Raw genomic sequence first — 16,745 nt, forward strand, 5'->3', positions numbered from 1 at the left:
CGATCAGACCATGGAAATCGAGAAGGACACCTCTGAGTTAGCTGCAAGTACCGACACCCCGCCCACGAGCAGGGAATACGGGCCGTTCCCGCCAGCGCCAGCGCCGGACGACGACGCCGACGAGGCCACAGCCGAGCTTCTCGGCGGCCTCGAGATCGAGAGCACCGCCGACGTGGAGGTCCCGCGCATGCTCATCGACCAGGTCATCGGGCAGGACCGGGCCCGCGATATCATCGAGAAGGCCGCGACACAGCGCCGCCACGTGATGATGATCGGCTCCCCGGGGACCGGGAAGTCGATGCTCGCAAAGGCGATGGCCGAACTGCTCCCGAGTAGTGAACTCTCCGACGTGCTCGTCATGCACAACGAGGACGACGGGAACCGCCCGAAGGTCGAGATCGTCCCGGCCGGTGGCGGCGAGCTCGTCATCAGGGAGCACCGCCAGCGCGCCCGGAAGGGGCTCCAGCTCCGCTGGTTCGCGATGTGGACGACGATACTGCTCGTGTTCATCTACACCATCATCGTCCAGCAACTGCTGCTTGGCATCCTCGCCATCGCAGTCATCTACTACATCTTCCGGAGCGGTGCCCGGAACCGGAACCGGATGGTCCCGAAGATACTGGTCGACAACAGTGAGCGCACAAGTGCGCCGTTCCAGGACGCGAGCGGTGCCCACGCGGGGGCACTCCTCGGCGACGTGCGCCACGACCCGTACCAGTCCGGTGGGATGGAGACGCCGAGCCACGACCGCGTCGAACCCGGCGCGATCCACAAGGCCGACAAGGGTGTGTTGTTCATCGACGAGATCAACACGCTCGAGGTCCGCACGCAGCAGAAGCTACTGACGGCGCTCCAGGAGCGCGAGTACTCCATCACCGCCCAGTCAGACACCTCGTCTGGGGCGATGGTCCACACCGAGGCGGTCCCGTGCGAGTTCGTCATGATCGCTGCAGGGAACCTCGACGCGATGGAGAACATGCACCCCGCACTCCGCAGCCGTATCAAGGGCTACGGGTACGAGGTCTACATGGACGACACCATCGACGACTCGCCGGAGATCCGGCGCAAGTTCGTTCGGTTCGTGGCCCAGGAAGTGGCGAACGACGGGCGTCTTCCCCACTTCACCCGGGGCGCCATCGCGGAGATCGTCCGCGAGGCACAGCGACGTGCCGGCCGGCAGGACCACCTGACCCTGCGGTTCCGTGACCTCGGCGGGCTCGTCCGTGTCGCCGGTGACATCGCGCGAGACGAGGGAACCCTGTTCACGACCCGTGAGCACGTCATCCAGGCCAAGCGCCGGGCGCGCTCCATCGAGCAACAGATCGCAGACGACTACATCGACCGCCGCCGCGAGTACGACCTCACGGTCAACGAGGGCGCGGTCGTCGGTCGGGTCAACGGGCTCGCCGTCATGGGCGAGGATAGCGGTATCGTGATGCCCGTCATGGCCGAGGTCGCACCGTCACAGGGGACGGGCGAGGTCATCGCGACCGGCAAGCTCCAGGAGATAGCGACCGAATCGGTCCAGAACGTCTCCGCGGTCGTCAAGAAGTACTCCGACGAGAGCCTCGACCAGAAGGACATCCACATCCAGTTCGTCCAGGCGTACGACGGCGTGGAGGGCGACTCGGCCTCCGTCACGGTCGCGACCGCCATCCTGTCCGCATTGACCGGTGTGCCGGTCGACCAGAGCGTCGCCATGACCGGCTCGCTGTCGGTCCGGGGCGACGTGCTCCCGGTCGGTGGCGTCACCCACAAGGTCGAAGCCGCCGTCAAAGCCGGCAGCAAGCGGGTCATCATCCCGTTCGCCAACGAGCGTGACGTGCTCGTCGAGCCCGAGATTCGCGAGCAGGTCGAGATCATCCCCGTCAGACACATCGGCGAGGTCCTGGATGCCGCCATGGTCACCGGGACGACGAAGCATTCGATGCTCGACCGACTCTCGCGCGCCGCGAGCGACACGCTCGGTGAGTTCACGTTCGGCTCCGGCGCGGGCGAGGCCCGCGTCGAGAGCGAGCCCGACTCCGGTTCGCAGTGACCGGCGTGGTCTGACGTCGGTACTGGTGACCACTTTCTTCGAAAAATCCGAACCGCTGTGACCGCGAGGTCTACGCCTGCCTCGGCTTGCTGACCGGCGGGGTCGTCTCCTGTTCGGTCGTCTTGCGTGCACCGATAGCGAACAGGGCGAACGAGAGACCCGTCGAGAGCAGGTTCATACCGAACAGGAGCCCGATGGCCCACACTGCACTGCTCGGGAACTCGGCCAGGACGAACGACGCGAGCACCAGCGAGAGGACGCCACTGGCGACGAGCCATCCCCAGTTCGGCTCCTCGCGGAGCTTCAGGCCGAGGAATATCTCGATGATGCCGTCGAGCATGAAGAACCCGACCAGTAGCAGCGTCAGCGACGCGAGTCCGATGACCGGATTCGCCATCAGGAATATCCCGGCGACCGCGTAGAGCACGCCGAGGAGGCTCTGGCTGACGAACCCCTTCCAGTTCATCTGTGATATCCCGTGGCCGACGTTGACCAGGCCGCCGAGCACCAGTATCGCACCGAGCAGCACCGATATCGAGATACCCGTGACGAACGGGAAGATGATGGCCAGGACGCCCCCGATGGCGAGGGCGATACCCGCGAACAGCAGCGGTCGCCAGTCGCCCGAAAGCGTCGTCATCTGCGGTCCCGCTTCGATCTGTTCTTCGATGTCACCGAACTCGTGTGTCTCTTCACTCATTGTACTCCCTCTGTGTCGGACGTAGGAGCGTCCATGGGAAGAATAATGTTCCACGAGTATGGGGAGTGCACGCCCCATCTCCCGGTGACCTGAGAGCGCATCGACACCTCAACATCGCGGCGGTGGGTCGTGTCTGCGACCGAGTTCGACGGTGCCCAGAACCGGCCGGTTCTGCAGTATCCAGCGCGACTGAATCTGTAATCGTAGCTCTGGAATCGTTCGTTTCTTCGACGAAACGATACTACTACTCGGTCAGTTCGGCTGGTACTTACGTATCTGCAGGCAACTCCGTGGTACGGGTGTAACGACGTTACTACCTCGGCGCTATATTTCGGGATGGCTTACTGCTCGCCGAGGGGGTTGAAAAACTATGACTCACAACGTCTCTCGAGGGGTGTATCGTCGTAAAGTGCTGAAGACCGTCGGCCTCGGCCTCGCCGCCGTCGCGGTCGGCAGCCAAGCCGCCTCCGCGAAAGAGGGCCAAGAGCCCAGCATCGAAGCCGGAGCCGAGCCCACCGAACAGCCGTTCCACGGTGGCTACTACGGCCGCTACTACCGCCCGTACGGCTACTACCGTCCGTACTACCGCCGGTACTACCGCCCGTACTACCGTCCGTACTACCGCCCGTACTACCGCGGCTACTACGGCTACCGTGGCTACGGCTACGGGCCGTACATCCGGTTCCGTGGGCGCGGCTTCCGCTTCCGGTACTACTAGTCGAACCGTTCGTCGAGGACCGGGCCACTCCAGGTGGCCCGACCGTTTTTTGGAGTTCCGGGCGGCCGGAGATCGGCCGTCTTCGCACAGCTCGTGACAGACCTGTTGGAGCCGCTCCTTTCGTCGGGGAAACCTCGTATCGGTCTGGTCATTTCGGGCCGTGATTACGTTTCGTCGGACAACTCCGTGGTACTGACGTAACGGCATCACTACCGCGAAATTATACTTCGGAATCGCCTACTGTTTGCGGGGGAATTGGGAAAATGACTCACAACGACTCTCGAGGAATGTATCGTCGCAAGCTCCTGAAGACCGTCGGTGTCGGCCTCGCAGCCGTCGCCGTCGGCAGTCAGGCTGCCTCGGCCAAGCAGGGCCAGACCCCTGCTGTCGCACCCGGACAGAAGCCCACCGAGGAGCAGTTCGGTGCGTACTGGGGCGGCCCGTGGGGTGCCTACTGGCGTACTGGTGGGTACTACAACCCGTACTGTGACGAGTGTGCCGGACACGCGTTCTGGCGTGGCTACGGCTACCGCGGCTACTACGGACGCCGGTTCTACGGCCGTGGCTACTACGGACGCCGGTTCTACGGTCGCGGCTTCTACGGCCGCCCGTACCTCCGGTTCCGCGGCCGTGGGTTCCGGTTCCGGTACTACTAGTCGAACATCAAGACGGCTCGCTGTCCAGCCGTCGTCGTCCCATCCTGTTTATTTTCCCGTCTCCAGAGAGCGTTCGCAGCTCGTCGGCCAAAGTCCCAGAAAGCACTGCCCAGCTCCGAGACTCTGTGTCGTGGTTACCCGGCAGTGATACCGGGAGCGAAACGTGACTACGGCGTGCTCGTTTCGACTGGTAGTTCCGTGTCGTCGTGTAACTTCGTGGTTCGCCCGTAACCAGATTATTACCGTGTAATTATGTTTTAACAACCCCTATAGCTGCGCCGAGGGGTTGAGAATTCATGACTCATAACGATACTCGGAGTATGGGACGCCGCACGCTGTTGAAGACCGTCGGCATCGGCCTCGCCGCCGTCGCGGTCGGCAGCCAGGCTGTCTCCGCGAACCAGGGACGGCCCGTCGAGCCCAGCGTCGACACCGGCGCTCCCGGCACCGCCCAGCCGTATCACCGTGGGTACTACGGTCGCTACTACGGCGGCTATGGCTACCGCGGCTACTACCGCCCGTACGGCTACGGCTACCGCGGCTACTACCGCCCGTACTACGGTGGCTACTACGGTGGCTACTACGGTGGCTACGGCTACGGCCCGTCGTACTTCCGGTACAGCCGCCGCGGTGGCCGCGTGAAAGTCCGCCTGTACTAACCACGACCACCGATGTGCTGCTGTCCAGCCGTCGGACGTCGCCGATTTTTCCGGAACTGTCCCCGTGAGCGATGCCCAGTCGTCCCCGGTTGGGAAGGCCCTCACCAGGAGGCGACTACCGACAGGGAGTTCGATACCGGGACGTGATTCCCTGCTGGTCGTTTTCGCTGGTAATTCCGTTACATTGTGCAACTTCGTAGTACCGAAGTAACAGAATTATTACCTCGGAGCTATATTTTATTAACTCTTATCGAAGTGCGGGGGTTGAACTCCAAAATGACTCAAGATAACACTCGAGGAATGTATCGACGAAAGCTGCTGAAGACCGTCGGTGTCGGCCTCGTTGCTGTCGGTGTGGGGAGCCAGGCTGTTTCTGCGAACCAGGGCGCATCGCCGAGTGTCAAGGGTGGCCTCGGTGAGGAACAGTGGTACGGCCGTCGCGGCTACTACGGTGGCCGCTTCCGGTTCCGCCGCCGCGGCTACTACGGTCGCCGGTTCCGTGGCCGCCGGTTCTACGGTCGCCGGTTCCGTGGCCGCCGCTACGGCTACCGCGGGCGCATCGGCTACTACGGTGTCGACCCCTGTGGCGTCGACCCGTGTGCTGACCCGTGTGCGGACATCGACCCGTGCGCAGATCCCTGCGCCGACGTCGACCCGTGTGCTGCACCCGACCCGTGCGCAGTTGACCCCTGCGCCGACGTCGACCCGTGCGCTGACCCGTGCGCTGGTGGCCAGTACCGCCGGGGCTCCTACGGCCGCGGTCTCTACGGTGGCCGCTTCCGTTCCCGCCGCCGCCGGTACGCCCGGCCCGCTCTCTACTGAAATCGTCGTGTAAGCTGTCGAAATATCGACTAGAACGACTCTAGTCGAGGGTGATTATTTTTCGCTCGTCTGAACTTGACCGCCACCGAGCGACTGCAACCACAGAACTCGTTGGACGGTAGTCGGATCCGCTCATCCTGGTGAGAGCGTCGATCTCTCGAAGCATGTCGAGAGGCTCACCCACATCCTTCGCGACCAACTCGCACCAGAACGGACAGTTCGTTCCGCAGTTGCGTACCCGGCGGGACATTCCGACTCGGTTCCGACGTCACGCGACCGAAGTTCCCGGTCGAGGAAGTGATTCCGCGATGGTCATTTCGACTGGTAGTATCGCTACGTTAGACAACTTCGTAGTGTCCGGGTAACCAGAATGTCAGCTCAGTAATATATCTCAATAGCACATTTGTCAGTGTGAGGTTCGAACAACAATGACCAACCAAGATTCTCACGGAATGTTCCGCCGCAAGCTCCTGAAGACCGTCGGTGTCGGCATCGTTGCCGTCGGCGTCGGTAGCCAGGCCGTTTCGGCGGCCCAGGGTGGCAACAGTGAAGGCTCGGAGATTCTCCGGCCGTACTGGGGCCGGCGCGGATACCGTGGCTACTACGGTGGCTACGGCCACCGCGGCTACGGCTACCGCGGCCGCTTCGGCTACTACGGTGGCGTCGGTGGCTGTGGCGTCGACCCGTGTGCCGACCCGTGTGCGGACATCGACCCGTGCGCCGACCCGTGTGCGGACATCGATCCCTGTGCTGACCCGTGTGCGGACGTCGATCCGTGCGCCGACCCCTGCGCTGACGTCGACCCCTGTGCGGTCGACCCCTGTGCTGACCCGTGCGCTGGTGGCCTGTACCGCCGGGGCTCCTACGGCCGCGGTCTCTACGGTGGCCGCTTCCGTTCCCGCCGCCGCCGGTACGCCCGGCCCGCTCTCTACTAATATCGCCGCCTGAACGAACGAGCGGCTGGCATCGCCCAGCCGTCGTCTCCACGTATTTTTCGAGTCCCTCTCACCCACGGAGCAGACGCGCGTGCCAGGGAGCACACCACGACGTGATTACCTGCCGGTAGTATCCGCTGGAAAGTCCAGTGTCTCTAGTAACCCGATGGTACTCTGGTAACGAGATTATCAACTGGTGATTATCCCCGTCGAGGGCAAAGTACTCCCGTAGACTCGATCATGACGTTACGTTCACCGTCGTCTCGACTTCGACGACGACTCATCAAGACCGTCGGGTTCGGCCTGCTGAGCCTCGGCAGTGGTACCGCCGCGGCTGCCGGACCCCAGGGAGCGCTGCAGCACCAACAGGAGCGAGACCGAGGTCGCCGACGCCAGGACGGCGACGACCCCGTCGATCGCCGCCGTGGCCAGGGTGGCGACGACGGGCAACGGCGCAGACGCCGCCGTGACGACGATGGCGATAGTCGACGCCGTAGACGACGCCCCGACGACGATGACGATGGCAGACGCCGCAGACGACGTCGCCGCGACGACGATGACGACGGCAGAAGACGCAGACGACGCCCCGACGACGATGACGACGGCAGAAGACGCAGACGACGCCCCGACGACGATGACGACGGTAGACGCCGCAGACGACGCCGTGACGACGATGACGACGGCAGACGCCGCAGACGACGCCCCGACGACGATGACGATCGCCGCCGCCGCAGACGAAGACGCCGCGACGATGATGACGATCGCCGGCGCCGCAGACGACGCCGCCGTGACGGCGACGACCGACGGCGGCGGAGACGCAGACACCGCAGGCCCCGCTACGGTCACCGGTTCTACTACCGGCGGTACTACCCGCGTCGGCGGTTCACCTACACCTTCATCCCGGTGTACGGGTACGACGTTTACTGGGACGACGACTACTTCGACGTGGTGTACGTCAACGGTCGTCCGTGCCGCGTGACGGGTGTCGATCACGACCAGGGCATCATCGAGCTCGAGTACGGCTACTGTGGCTACGTCGGGTTCGACGGCGTCTACTACCGGGTCTGACCGCGGACTCGGCCCTCTTTCTCGCCTGTCGCTGCAGCGAACACCGGTCGGTCTCCGCGCGGTTACGTCCCCGTGGTGAGGACGTTTCAGTGAGAGATTACGTGTGGTCGGACAACTCGGTGGTGTCCCGGTAACCGAATCATCACTTCAGAGATATATTCGAGGCTCGCATAGCTTCTGTTCGAGAGGCTTTCACCCATGAAACGAAATTTCATCGAGGGAACGTCCCGACGAACCGTCCTCAAGACCGTCGGCATCGGGCTGGTGTCGCTCGGCCTCGGAAGCGGCATCGCCGCCGCGGCCGACCGGTCCGGGCCCAGCCAACCGACCGTCCAGTCCGGCGAGCTGCCGACCCAGGCGTCCCATCGTCGTCGCTACCGCCGATATGGTCGTCGTCGCTATCGTCGCTACGGCCGACGGTACTACCGGCACGGTCGCCGTCGCTACCGCCGCTACCGCCGCCACGGTTACGGGTGGGCCGGCTATTACCCCGGCTACTACGGTGACGACGTCGAAATCACGGTGTACGGCGACCCGTACTACTCGGGCTACTACGGCGGGTACGGCCCGGTCTTCGTGGACGACGACGAGTACGTTTACTTCGGGCCCGGCGGCTACGTCGAGGTGGACTTCGACTGACCCGGTCGTCTCGACTCCCGTTTCTCGGGGTAAGAACGCGGGATGCGCCGACCGAACCGTCCGCGGGACTACGTTTCTGGATGGAAACTTCGTGTCGTCGTGCAACTTGGTGGTAGCCGCGTAACCCCGTTACTACCGCGTTATTATCCGGTGATAACGCCAATTTCTACCTGGAGGGAGTTGAAAATGTATCCCGAAAGTGATCAGGGAGTGTATCGACGAACGTTGTTGAAGACCGTGGGACTCGGACTGGTGACGCTCGGCGTCGGCAGCCAGGCCGTTTCCGCTGCCGAAGGTGGCAAGCCGCAGGCTCCGGCCGTCTCGCCTGGTGGCCCCGTCGATGACGGGCAGTACCAGCGCGGTGACGGTGGCCGCCGTGGTCGCCGTGGTCGCCGTCGTGGTCGCCGTCGCGGCCGCCGTCGTGGCCGCCGTCGCGGTCGCCGCCGCCACGGCCGCCGCCGCTTCCGCCGCCGCCGCTACGGTCGTCGGTACTACCGCCGGCGGTACCGCGATGACGACATCGACATCCGCATCTACGGCGGGTACTACCCGTACTACTACCCGTACTACTACCCGTACTACAGAGGGTACTACTACCCGTACTACTACTCGTACTGGTACTGAGCGGGGCAACATCGACCCGAGCGGTTTTTGTTCGCGCAGCACCCGACGACTCGGAGAGCTGGGGCAGGCGGCCGGAACAGGAGAGCCGGGCACCGGCGAACCGGCCTCGTCACACTGACACGCGTCACGTTCCCTGACCGGGCAGGAAGTACGCATCCCGCGGCTCATAATGCAGTCGTTACGTTATCTCCGTTTGCACCTTCCAGCTGGTAAGTCCATTCTTCCGGACAACTCCGTGGTACCCGCGTAACCAGTTTATTAGCTAACATTATATTCCCGGACACTGCCTAGGTACTGGCTGAGAGGGAACTACCACCATGAAACAACATTCCTCGAAGCAAAGCACGCGACGTACCCTGCTCAAGACCATCGGCACCGGCCTCCTCACCATCGGGGTGGGTTCCCAGGCGGTCGCCGCGTCCGACGACGGCGGCTACCGCAGCCGCAACTTCCGGCGGAACCGCCGGAACTACAACACCCGCGGTGGCTACAGCCGCAGCAACAGTTACGGTGGCCGTGGCTACAGCCGCAGCAACAGCTACGGCCACCGCGGCTACGGCCGCAGCAACAGTTACGGCCACCGCGGCGGCCCCAGCCGGAGTTTCAGTTCGGGCAACGGTCCTGCCGGGAGCCAGAACATCGGCGCATCGAGCCACAACGCCCCGGCCCCGTACTACGGCAGCAACTACGGTCCGTACTACGGCGGCTCGTTCGAGTTCGACCACGGTGAGGTCGAGGTCCGCGGCGACATCCTCGCCGGCGGGTTCGAGTACGAGCGCGACGACTACACCGGTGACATCGAGTTCGAGAGCGCCGAGATCGACTTCGAGTACGACTACGCCTACGGCGACATGGAGTTCGAGACCTTCGGTCGCTGTGACGTGATCAAGTTCGAGGTCGAAGGTGACGACCTCGAGGCGGACTTCGGTGCCTGCTACTGAGAACGGCTAACTGGGTCGACCGGACCCAGGGTACTCCTTGCTGTCTGAACCATAGCAATGCCGGTCGTCGATTTTTCTGTGAGTCCGGCTCTTGAGCGACCGCACTCGGTGGGTCGGTCACTGAGGTAGTGTCTCTCGCGCGAGGACTTCCCGGACGAAACGAGCGGCAGGTGTCGACGTTTCCATCCGGAAACTGAGCTATTCATTACCATGGCACACCTATGGGTAACTGAGACGGACGAAATCTCACGATAGACAGCACCACCGACTCACGAACGCCGAGAACAGCCGATTCGAGACTGCCCATACGTGCCACACCTGGTCTGGTTGCCCGCGAATAGACCGTTACCGGTCGAGCGGGCGCGAGACGCTACCACCGGCCGACGACCGCCGTCACCACCGACGCAAACCTGCCATTCAGTGCCTCGGTGGCCGGCGACGACAGCGGCCACACAGACCGCTTGCGGTCTGCCTTTTCAGTACCTGGGTTCCGTGAACCGGCGGTTCGGGGCTGCCACACCGCTTTTTCGGCTTCACCGCAGCGTCCAGCCGAGCTCTCCGCACGATGTCCTGTTCCCCGTCGAGGCGCGGCTCCTCACCGCGCTGGAACCTGCCAAACCACCGGTTCGGCCCATCTGTGACCAGATGTATCGTCGTCTCGTCACTGTGGAACTTCCATTCCATCGGTAAACTTCGGCGTACTGTCGTAACTGGTTGGATAGTAGACGTGTTATCTGTGGAGCCCACCTATGAGTTAGTGAGAAGGAGGAAATCACCCAATGGACAGCACTACCAACTCAGGAACCTCGCGACGCACGCTACTCAAGACCCTCGGCACCGGGCTGCTCACTGCCGGTACCGTGGTGGGCTCCGCTTCGGCCGCCGTCGGTAACACGGCGACCCCGACCGCCGACGTCGGTGGGACGTTCGCCCGCAGCAACTACTATCGTGGCTACTACGGACGCCGGTTCGCGCCGTACCGCAACGCCTTCCGGCTCCGTGTGAACGACTACTGCGGCACCGGGGCGACGTTCGACTTCGACTCGCTCGACGCCTGGAACGCCGGTGACACCGAGGTCGAGTTCGTCGGGCCGTACGGCTACGCCCGCTTCGAACAGGACCCCTACGGCGGCTTCGAGTTCGAGAGCCCCAGCGTCTACATCGACTGTGACTACAGCGGCCTCGACGTGCAGCTCCTCGACGGCGGCCCGTGTGCGGTCGCACACTTCGACATCGACGAGGCGGCCGGCGAACTCGACATCCGGTACGTCGACGGCGGCTTCATCAAGGTCGACAGCGTCGACGGCTACTACGGTCGCCGCTACTGGTACTGAGCGTGAGGGCGAGGTCACGTCGCCGAACTCCCTGACGAGGCGGTCGCGTCCCGGGCACCCGACTGCCGTAGTCGCTGTGACACCGACCTGACATTCTCCACACCTGTCGGGTGCCCCGTTCGTGTTTTCAACGTGATTCCGTGACTGCACAGTTATGGAGAACTTTTCCCCTTGCTGCGTCTCTGTACTGCCATGAACGTGCGAAGCGAGTCCCTGATACTCGTCGCTATCGTCGTCGTACTGGTCGCGGCCGTCGTGCTCCAGGGTGGCGGACAGGCTGCAGTGAATCCCGGAGACAGCCAGGACCCGGTGACAGACCCCGGCGCGAACAGCTCCGGTGACGACATCATCCTCCCGCCCATCGGTGACGAGGGGAACGAATCACCCACCAGCTCGGACGACGACTTCGGGCCGGACGTGACACCGCCAGCGAACCCCGGCAGTGACGGCGCTCCGGACGACGGGACCACCGTGCCGCCGACGACGACCCCGCCGACGACGGCTCCGCCGACCACCACGCCGGACACGGGCGGTGAGAGCGAGTTCACCAACGAGGGAACCGCCATCTTCGTCGTGGACGGCTTCACCGTCGGGAGCGCGAGCCTCGAGGTCGCCGACACCCCTGCCGAACAGGAAGTGGGTCTGAGCGGACGGACCGCGCTGCCCGACCAGGCCGGGATGGCATTCGTCTTCGACCAGGAGTACCTCGTCTCGATGTGGATGAAGGATACCACGATTCCGCTCGACCTCATCTTCGTGGGCGCGGACAACGTGGTGGTCAACGTCGAGCAGGCGAACCCACAGCCGGGCGTCAGTGACGACCAGCTCACTCGCTACGAGAGCGACGCACCCGTACTGTACGTCATCGCCGTCAACCAGGGCTACGCAGACGAACTCGGTATCGGTGCCGGGACGACTGTCGAACTGGATATCTGACCACCTCGGCCCAACATATCACCAGTTCTTCAATTTTCGACGGTAGCTTTTAATCCCCAAACCGGATAGGTATCCCTGTGACTTCCCCCAGCGTTTCGTCCAGCGACCACGCTCGCAGCAAGGTTGGTCGCGTCATCGAGTCCTACGGGCTCGATACCCTCGGGGACGACCTCGAACGACTCTGGACCACCGACGGCGACGATCAGTACAGCCTCCGCGAGTTGGCGGACTACTTCAACCTCGAAGTGCTGCAGGCCGCGCTCGAGCGCGAAGGAATCTATCTCTCGGACCCCGAACTGGAGACCAAATACGAGCTGCTGACCGGCGACGACGTGGGCCCGAGCGCCCGGACACAGGCCGCCCGCAGTCTCGAACGCGACGGCGTCGACGTCGACGACGTGACGGGCGATTTCGTCTCGCATCAGGCCATCTACCGGTACCTGACGAACTTCCGGGGGGCCTCTCACGAGAAGGAGGCCCGCGACCCGGTCGAGTCCGCGACACAGGCGATCCAGCGACTCAAGAGTCGGACGACAGCGGTCGCCGATTCGAACCTGGAACGACTGGACGACGGCGGTCATCTGTCGGTCGCGGAGTTCGAGATACTGGTCGACGTGACCGTCCTCTGCACCAACTGTGGCCGGTCGTCGGACTTCGGCGAGCTGCTCGAGCACGGTGGCTGCCCCTGTGTCGGTGAAGACGACTGAACATTTCGTTACAGACGTAACTCTGTAACGCCAAGGTGTGTGATACCACCCCACATTTCTGTTGGAGAGCGCCGACACCAGAGATATATTGGAGGCCCGTGAAACCTCTAAAAATGAGTGAACGAGACGATACAACCACGGTCACCGTCCACGCCGAGAACGTCGGTGGTATCGACGAGACCGATGTCGAGTTCTCACCCGGGGTGACGGTACTCTCGGGGCGAAACGCGACGAACCGGACCTCGTTCCTGCAGGCGCTGATGGCCGCACTCGGGAGCGAGCGGGCATCACTCAAGGCAGATGCATCGGCCGGGCGGGTCGACCTCACCATCGGAGACGAGACGTACACACGAGAGCTCAGGCGGGAGGGAGAGGGAGTCTGGACCGGTGGCGAGCCGTATCTCGGCGACCCGACCCTCGCGGACCTCTATGCCTTCTTGCTGGAGTCGAACGAGGCCCGGCGCGCGGTCGCGCTCGGAGACGACCTCCGAGAACTCATCATGCGACCGGTCGACACCACCGAGATCAAGGCCGAGATCCAGCGTCTGGAGGCCCGAAAACGACAGCTGGACGAACGGCTCGCGGCGACCCAGGACCTGCAGGAAGAACGAGCACAGCTCCGACAGCGCCAGGAGGAACTCGACGCCGAAATCGACGAGAAGCGCGAGGCCCTCCGTGCGACCGAGGAGACCATCGAGGAGATGGACGCCAGCCTCGCGGAGGCGGGGGCCGAGACGGACCAACTCGAAGCCAGCCTCAGCGAACTGAGGGACGCGCGAGGGAAGCTCGAAGACGTCCGCTTCCACCTCGAAACGGAGCGCGAGAGCCTCGCGTCGGTGACCGACCGGCTGGTCGAACTGGAGGCCGAAGAACGCGACGAGACGGCGGGTCTCGACGAGGACCCTGCCGACATCGAACGTCGCATCGACTCGTTGCACGACCGGATACAGTCCGTCAACAGCACGATAAACCGGCTGCAGGGCATCGTCGAATTCAACCGAGAGATGCTCGACGGCCAGAACGACGACGTCGTCGCGGCGCTGGACGAGTACGACGGTACCGACGGCGGGACGCTGACAGACGCCCTGGTACCGGACGAGTCCGTCGTCTGCTGGACGTGTGGAAACGAGGCGGAGAGGAGCGCCATCTCGGAGACCGTCGAGCAGCTCGAATCGCTCTGCAAGGACAAACTCGAAGAGCGACAGGAACTGGACCGGGAGCGAGCAGAACTCCAGTCGACGCTCGACGAACTGGATGCACAGCGAGAACAGCGCGAGCAACGGGCGCGAGAGCGGGCACAGCGTCAGGCAGAGCAGGGCGAGCACGAGGAACGCATCGAGGACCTCGAGGCCCGGGAGACCGCTCTCCACGACCGCATCGAGGACCTCGAACGGGAGGTCGAGGCCCTCGAAGCCGAGGAGTACGAGGACATCCTCGAACAGCACCGGGAGGCGAACCGGCTCCAGTTCGAGGTCGACCGCCTCGTGGACGACCAACAGGAGGTGGCCGACCGCATCGAGGAGATAGACCGCGAGCTCGGCGAACGGGAGGACCTCGAATCGACGCGCGAGGAGGTCACGGCCGAGCTTACCGACCTCCGGACCCGCATCGACCGGCTCGAATCCCGTGCCGTCTCGGCGTTCAACGAGCATATGGAGACGGTGCTGGAACTCCTCGGGTACGAGAACCTCGAACGCGTCTGGATAGAACGGGTGGAGCGGACGGAACGAGCGGGCAGACGGAACGTGGAAAAGACCGCCTTCGAGCTTCACGTGGTCCGGGAAACCGCCGACGGCGAGGTGTACGAGGACAGTGTCGAGCACCTGAGCGAATCCGAACGAGAGGTCATCGGACTCGTGTTCGCTCTCGCAGGCTACCTCGTCCACGAGGTCCACGAGACCGTTCCCTTCGTGTTGCTCGATTCCATCGAGGCGATAGACTCCGACCGGATCGCGGCGCTGGTCGAGTACTTCGAATCCTACACCGACTACCTCGTGGTCGCGTTACTCCCCGAGGACGCCTCGGCCCTGGACGAGACCTACGCTCGGATCACGGATATCTAGCAACTGGCCGAAAATCACTGCGACCGGTCCCGTTGGTTCTCAGATGGCGTCTTCCAGTCCGACCGCACACGTCGACTGAATCCACGCCTTGTGGTTCGTCGTGTCGTAGATGATGACCTCTCCCTGCGTCAGGAGCAATGCAGCGTACGGGGGAATCGTCGCTGGCAATCCCGCGTTCGCCTCGAGCTTCGGTGCGTCTTCTCTCTCCTTCTTTGAGTATCTCATGTTCCCCCCTGTGTGTCGCCGTGCGCGTGTCGCTTCGCGCGTATTACTGTATACGGCACGTAGCATGTTAACTGCTAGCTTACAACAATGTTAGTCAGACACCTCCATCTCCCTTACCACGTTGAAACATACCCCACCGCACCGGAGTTATCCCGCTTCGCCCAGGTGACGATGTCGAGGTGGGGTACTTCCGAACACGTTAGAAGAACGTTAAGATGCTCTGTCGCTAAAGGGTCGCAAGGGCGGAGAGGCCGTTCAAACGTCCGCCCGGTCGCCCATCGACGTTGCAGTAGCGACAGGTATGGTCGGCCGGTGGTTCGAACGAGCATCGACCGCGCGAGGGGGCAGCGACGTTCCAGTCCGGAGCGTCGACCATCCCGATTAGAGCAGATATACTATGACACGAAAGGACAGCATCGGAAGCGACGTCCCGTCGGGTCGCGAGAACGCACCACTCCAGTGTCCGGAATGTGGTGGGTCGCTCCTGAACGACGATACGCATGGTGAGACGGTTTGTATAGACTGCGGTCTCGTGGTCGCGGAAGACGAGATCGACCGCGGCCCGGAGTGGCAGGCGTTCTCCTCTGACGAGGCCGACCAGCGCAGCCGCGTCGGTGCGCCCGTCTCTGTTCTCTGGCACGACAAGGGATTGTCGACGACCATCGACTGGAAGAACGCAGACAGCAGCGGTGCCCCACTGAGCCACAACCAGCGCCGGCAGATGGAACGGCTCCGCGTGTGGAATCAGCGCTTCACCATGGAGAACTCGAAGAAGCGCAACCTCCGGCAGGCACTCGGTGAGATCGACCGGATGGCGAGCGCGCTCGGGCTCCCCACGGACGTTCGCGAGACCGCGTCGGTCATCTACCGCCGCGCGCTCAAGGAGGACCTGCTCCCGGGCCGGAGCATCGAGTCCATCGCGACGGCGTCGCTCTACATCGCCGCCAGACAGGTCGGCATCCCGCGAACCATCGACGAGGTCATCGAGGTCAGCCGCATCGAGGATAGCGACTTCCGCCGGGCGTACCGGACGCTCGTCCGGGAGCTGAACCTCGTCGTCCAGCTCGCCGACCCGAAGGACTACGTGCGCCGGTACGCGTCCAAGCTCGGCCTCTCCTCGGAGGGCGAACGTATCGCGTACCAGCTGCTCGACAACGCCCAGCAGAAGGGCCTCGACAGCGGCAAGAGCCCGGTGACGCTGGCTGCAGCAGCCGTCTACGCCGCGTCGGTGGTGACCTCGGAGGACATCACCCAGCGAGACGTCTCGGAGGTCGCGAACATGAGCACCGTGACCATCAGAACCCGGTACAAAGAGCTCCTGAACGCGACCCCGGAGTATAGCGGCTTCACCCAGTAACCACCCTCGCCCCCTTCCCCAGCTCTTTCTCGGTCCGTCTGTTCCAGGCAGTGGCCAGTCCCGTCTCTCCGTGACCCTGGTCGAGCCATCGACTGTCGTTCGCAGCCCTGTTCGTGGCGAGCAATCAGCACCCACCCCCGCCTCGTCCAGCAGGACGGGAGTCTCCGTACGTTCCCCCGACGAACGCTCTGGTGATGGTCCTCATCCCCGGGAACTGCACTCGGCGGAACAGCCACGGACCAGTGCGGTCCTGTCCCATCCCCCAGGAGCGTTCGTGTGCGCGTCGGGGCGATGCAGCAGTGGAAAGGACCAGCCTGCCATCC

General features: G+C 63.6%; 17 protein-coding genes. 15 read left to right on the plus strand and 2 right to left on the minus strand.

Features of this window, described 5'->3' with window-relative positions:
• Nucleotides 1-10 precede the first annotated feature (10 nt).
• Entirely contained in the window at nt 11-2,038 is a 2,028-nt protein-coding gene (gene lonB / locus ACSC1S_RS20595; protein WP_435365960.1) for an ATP-dependent protease LonB, read from the plus strand.
• 70 nt (nt 2,039-2,108) lie between these two features.
• Here the strand turns inward: lonB and ACSC1S_RS20600 are convergent, their stop codons facing one another.
• Nucleotides 2,109-2,738, minus strand: coding sequence for an HdeD family acid-resistance protein (locus tag ACSC1S_RS20600; protein WP_435365961.1), 630 nt, complete (start codon nt 2,736-2,738; stop codon nt 2,109-2,111).
• Between the two features lie 370 nt (nt 2,739-3,108).
• Between ACSC1S_RS20600 and ACSC1S_RS20605 the strand changes: the two genes are divergently transcribed.
• The 13 genes from ACSC1S_RS20605 to ACSC1S_RS20665 all read left to right on the plus strand — a co-directional run bounded on the left by ACSC1S_RS20605 (nt 3,109) and on the right by ACSC1S_RS20665 (nt 14,840).
• On the plus strand, nt 3,109-3,456 hold the full coding sequence (locus ACSC1S_RS20605) for a hypothetical protein (protein ID WP_435365962.1): 348 nt from the start codon (nt 3,109-3,111) through the stop codon (nt 3,454-3,456).
• A gap of 287 nt (nt 3,457-3,743) precedes the next feature.
• On the plus strand, nt 3,744-4,112 hold the full coding sequence (locus ACSC1S_RS20610; protein WP_435320487.1) for a hypothetical protein: 369 nt from the start codon (nt 3,744-3,746) through the stop codon (nt 4,110-4,112).
• Nucleotides 4,113-4,432: 320 nt separating this feature from the next.
• Nucleotides 4,433-4,771 (plus strand): hypothetical protein, encoded by a 339-nt coding sequence (locus tag ACSC1S_RS20615; protein WP_435365963.1) that lies wholly within the window; start codon nt 4,433-4,435, stop codon nt 4,769-4,771.
• A gap of 300 nt (nt 4,772-5,071) precedes the next feature.
• A complete protein-coding gene (locus ACSC1S_RS20620; RefSeq protein ID WP_435365964.1) occupies nt 5,072-5,593 on the plus strand; it encodes a hypothetical protein in 522 nt (173 codons plus the stop codon).
• Between the two features lie 428 nt (nt 5,594-6,021).
• A complete protein-coding gene (locus ACSC1S_RS20625; RefSeq protein ID WP_435365965.1) occupies nt 6,022-6,528 on the plus strand; it encodes a hypothetical protein in 507 nt (168 codons plus the stop codon).
• Nucleotides 6,529-6,847: 319 nt separating this feature from the next.
• Nucleotides 6,848-7,507: a hypothetical protein gene (locus ACSC1S_RS20630; protein ID WP_435365966.1), complete on the plus strand. Its 660-nt coding sequence runs from the start codon at nt 6,848-6,850 to the stop codon at nt 7,505-7,507.
• Between the two features lie 287 nt (nt 7,508-7,794).
• Entirely contained in the window at nt 7,795-8,235 is a 441-nt protein-coding gene (locus tag ACSC1S_RS20635; RefSeq protein ID WP_435320492.1) for a hypothetical protein, read from the plus strand.
• Between the two features lie 228 nt (nt 8,236-8,463).
• Entirely contained in the window at nt 8,464-8,859 is a 396-nt protein-coding gene (locus ACSC1S_RS20640) for a hypothetical protein (protein ID WP_435320493.1), read from the plus strand.
• Between the two features lie 317 nt (nt 8,860-9,176).
• Nucleotides 9,177-9,800, plus strand: a complete 624-nt coding sequence (locus tag ACSC1S_RS20645) for a hypothetical protein (protein ID WP_435365967.1) — start codon at nt 9,177-9,179, stop codon at nt 9,798-9,800.
• A gap of 779 nt (nt 9,801-10,579) precedes the next feature.
• The gene (locus tag ACSC1S_RS20650) at nt 10,580-11,134 is read left to right on the plus strand and encodes a hypothetical protein (RefSeq protein WP_435320495.1); all 555 of its coding nucleotides are present in this window, start codon (nt 10,580-10,582) and stop codon (nt 11,132-11,134) included.
• 192 nt (nt 11,135-11,326) lie between these two features.
• Complete coding sequence (locus ACSC1S_RS20655; protein ID WP_435365968.1) at nt 11,327-12,070, plus strand: DUF192 domain-containing protein; 744 nt, start codon at nt 11,327-11,329, stop codon at nt 12,068-12,070.
• A 77-nt stretch (nt 12,071-12,147) separates the two neighbouring features.
• On the plus strand, nt 12,148-12,777 hold the full coding sequence (gene rdfA, locus ACSC1S_RS20660; protein WP_435365969.1) for a rod-determining factor RdfA: 630 nt from the start codon (nt 12,148-12,150) through the stop codon (nt 12,775-12,777).
• A gap of 113 nt (nt 12,778-12,890) precedes the next feature.
• Nucleotides 12,891-14,840, plus strand: coding sequence for an archaea-specific SMC-related protein (locus tag ACSC1S_RS20665; RefSeq protein ID WP_435365970.1), 1,950 nt, complete (start codon nt 12,891-12,893; stop codon nt 14,838-14,840).
• 39 nt (nt 14,841-14,879) lie between these two features.
• On the opposite strand, the gene ACSC1S_RS20670 is transcribed toward ACSC1S_RS20665, so the two are convergent.
• Nucleotides 14,880-15,065 carry a DUF7331 family protein gene (locus ACSC1S_RS20670; protein WP_435320499.1) on the minus strand — a complete coding sequence of 62 codons (186 nt, stop codon included), beginning with the start codon at nt 15,063-15,065 and terminating at the stop codon, nt 14,880-14,882.
• A 397-nt stretch (nt 15,066-15,462) separates the two neighbouring features.
• Between ACSC1S_RS20670 and ACSC1S_RS20675 the strand changes: the two genes are divergently transcribed.
• Nucleotides 15,463-16,422, plus strand: coding sequence for a transcription initiation factor IIB (locus ACSC1S_RS20675; RefSeq protein WP_435320500.1), 960 nt, complete (start codon nt 15,463-15,465; stop codon nt 16,420-16,422).
• Nucleotides 16,423-16,745 lie beyond the last annotated feature (323 nt).

It is taken from the genome of Haloarchaeobius pelagicus (genome assembly GCF_051207375.1).
Lineage (GTDB): Archaea > Halobacteriota > Halobacteria > Halobacteriales > Natrialbaceae > Haloarchaeobius.

What these genes read in the sequence shown, in the direction of transcription:
- lonB (WP_435365960.1), top strand. Translation starts at nt 11, where the DNA reads ATGGAAATCGAGAAGGACACCTCTGAGTTAGCTGCAAGTACCGACACC.
- ACSC1S_RS20600 (WP_435365961.1), bottom strand. Translation starts at nt 2,738, where the DNA reads ATGAGTGAAGAGACACACGAGTTCGGTGACATCGAAGAACAGATCGAA.
- ACSC1S_RS20605 (WP_435365962.1), top strand. Translation starts at nt 3,109, where the DNA reads ATGACTCACAACGTCTCTCGAGGGGTGTATCGTCGTAAAGTGCTGAAG.
- ACSC1S_RS20610 (WP_435320487.1), top strand. Translation starts at nt 3,744, where the DNA reads ATGTATCGTCGCAAGCTCCTGAAGACCGTCGGTGTCGGCCTCGCAGCC.
- ACSC1S_RS20615 (WP_435365963.1), top strand. Translation starts at nt 4,433, where the DNA reads ATGGGACGCCGCACGCTGTTGAAGACCGTCGGCATCGGCCTCGCCGCC.
- ACSC1S_RS20620 (WP_435365964.1), top strand. Translation starts at nt 5,072, where the DNA reads ATGTATCGACGAAAGCTGCTGAAGACCGTCGGTGTCGGCCTCGTTGCT.
- ACSC1S_RS20625 (WP_435365965.1), top strand. Translation starts at nt 6,022, where the DNA reads ATGACCAACCAAGATTCTCACGGAATGTTCCGCCGCAAGCTCCTGAAG.
- ACSC1S_RS20635 (WP_435320492.1), top strand. Translation starts at nt 7,795, where the DNA reads ATGAAACGAAATTTCATCGAGGGAACGTCCCGACGAACCGTCCTCAAG.
- ACSC1S_RS20645 (WP_435365967.1), top strand. Translation starts at nt 9,177, where the DNA reads ATGAAACAACATTCCTCGAAGCAAAGCACGCGACGTACCCTGCTCAAG.
- ACSC1S_RS20650 (WP_435320495.1), top strand. Translation starts at nt 10,580, where the DNA reads ATGGACAGCACTACCAACTCAGGAACCTCGCGACGCACGCTACTCAAG.
- ACSC1S_RS20655 (WP_435365968.1), top strand. Translation starts at nt 11,327, where the DNA reads ATGAACGTGCGAAGCGAGTCCCTGATACTCGTCGCTATCGTCGTCGTA.
- ACSC1S_RS20665 (WP_435365970.1), top strand. Translation starts at nt 12,891, where the DNA reads ATGAGTGAACGAGACGATACAACCACGGTCACCGTCCACGCCGAGAAC.
- ACSC1S_RS20670 (WP_435320499.1), bottom strand. Translation starts at nt 15,065, where the DNA reads ATGAGATACTCAAAGAAGGAGAGAGAAGACGCACCGAAGCTCGAGGCG.
- ACSC1S_RS20675 (WP_435320500.1), top strand. Translation starts at nt 15,463, where the DNA reads ATGACACGAAAGGACAGCATCGGAAGCGACGTCCCGTCGGGTCGCGAG.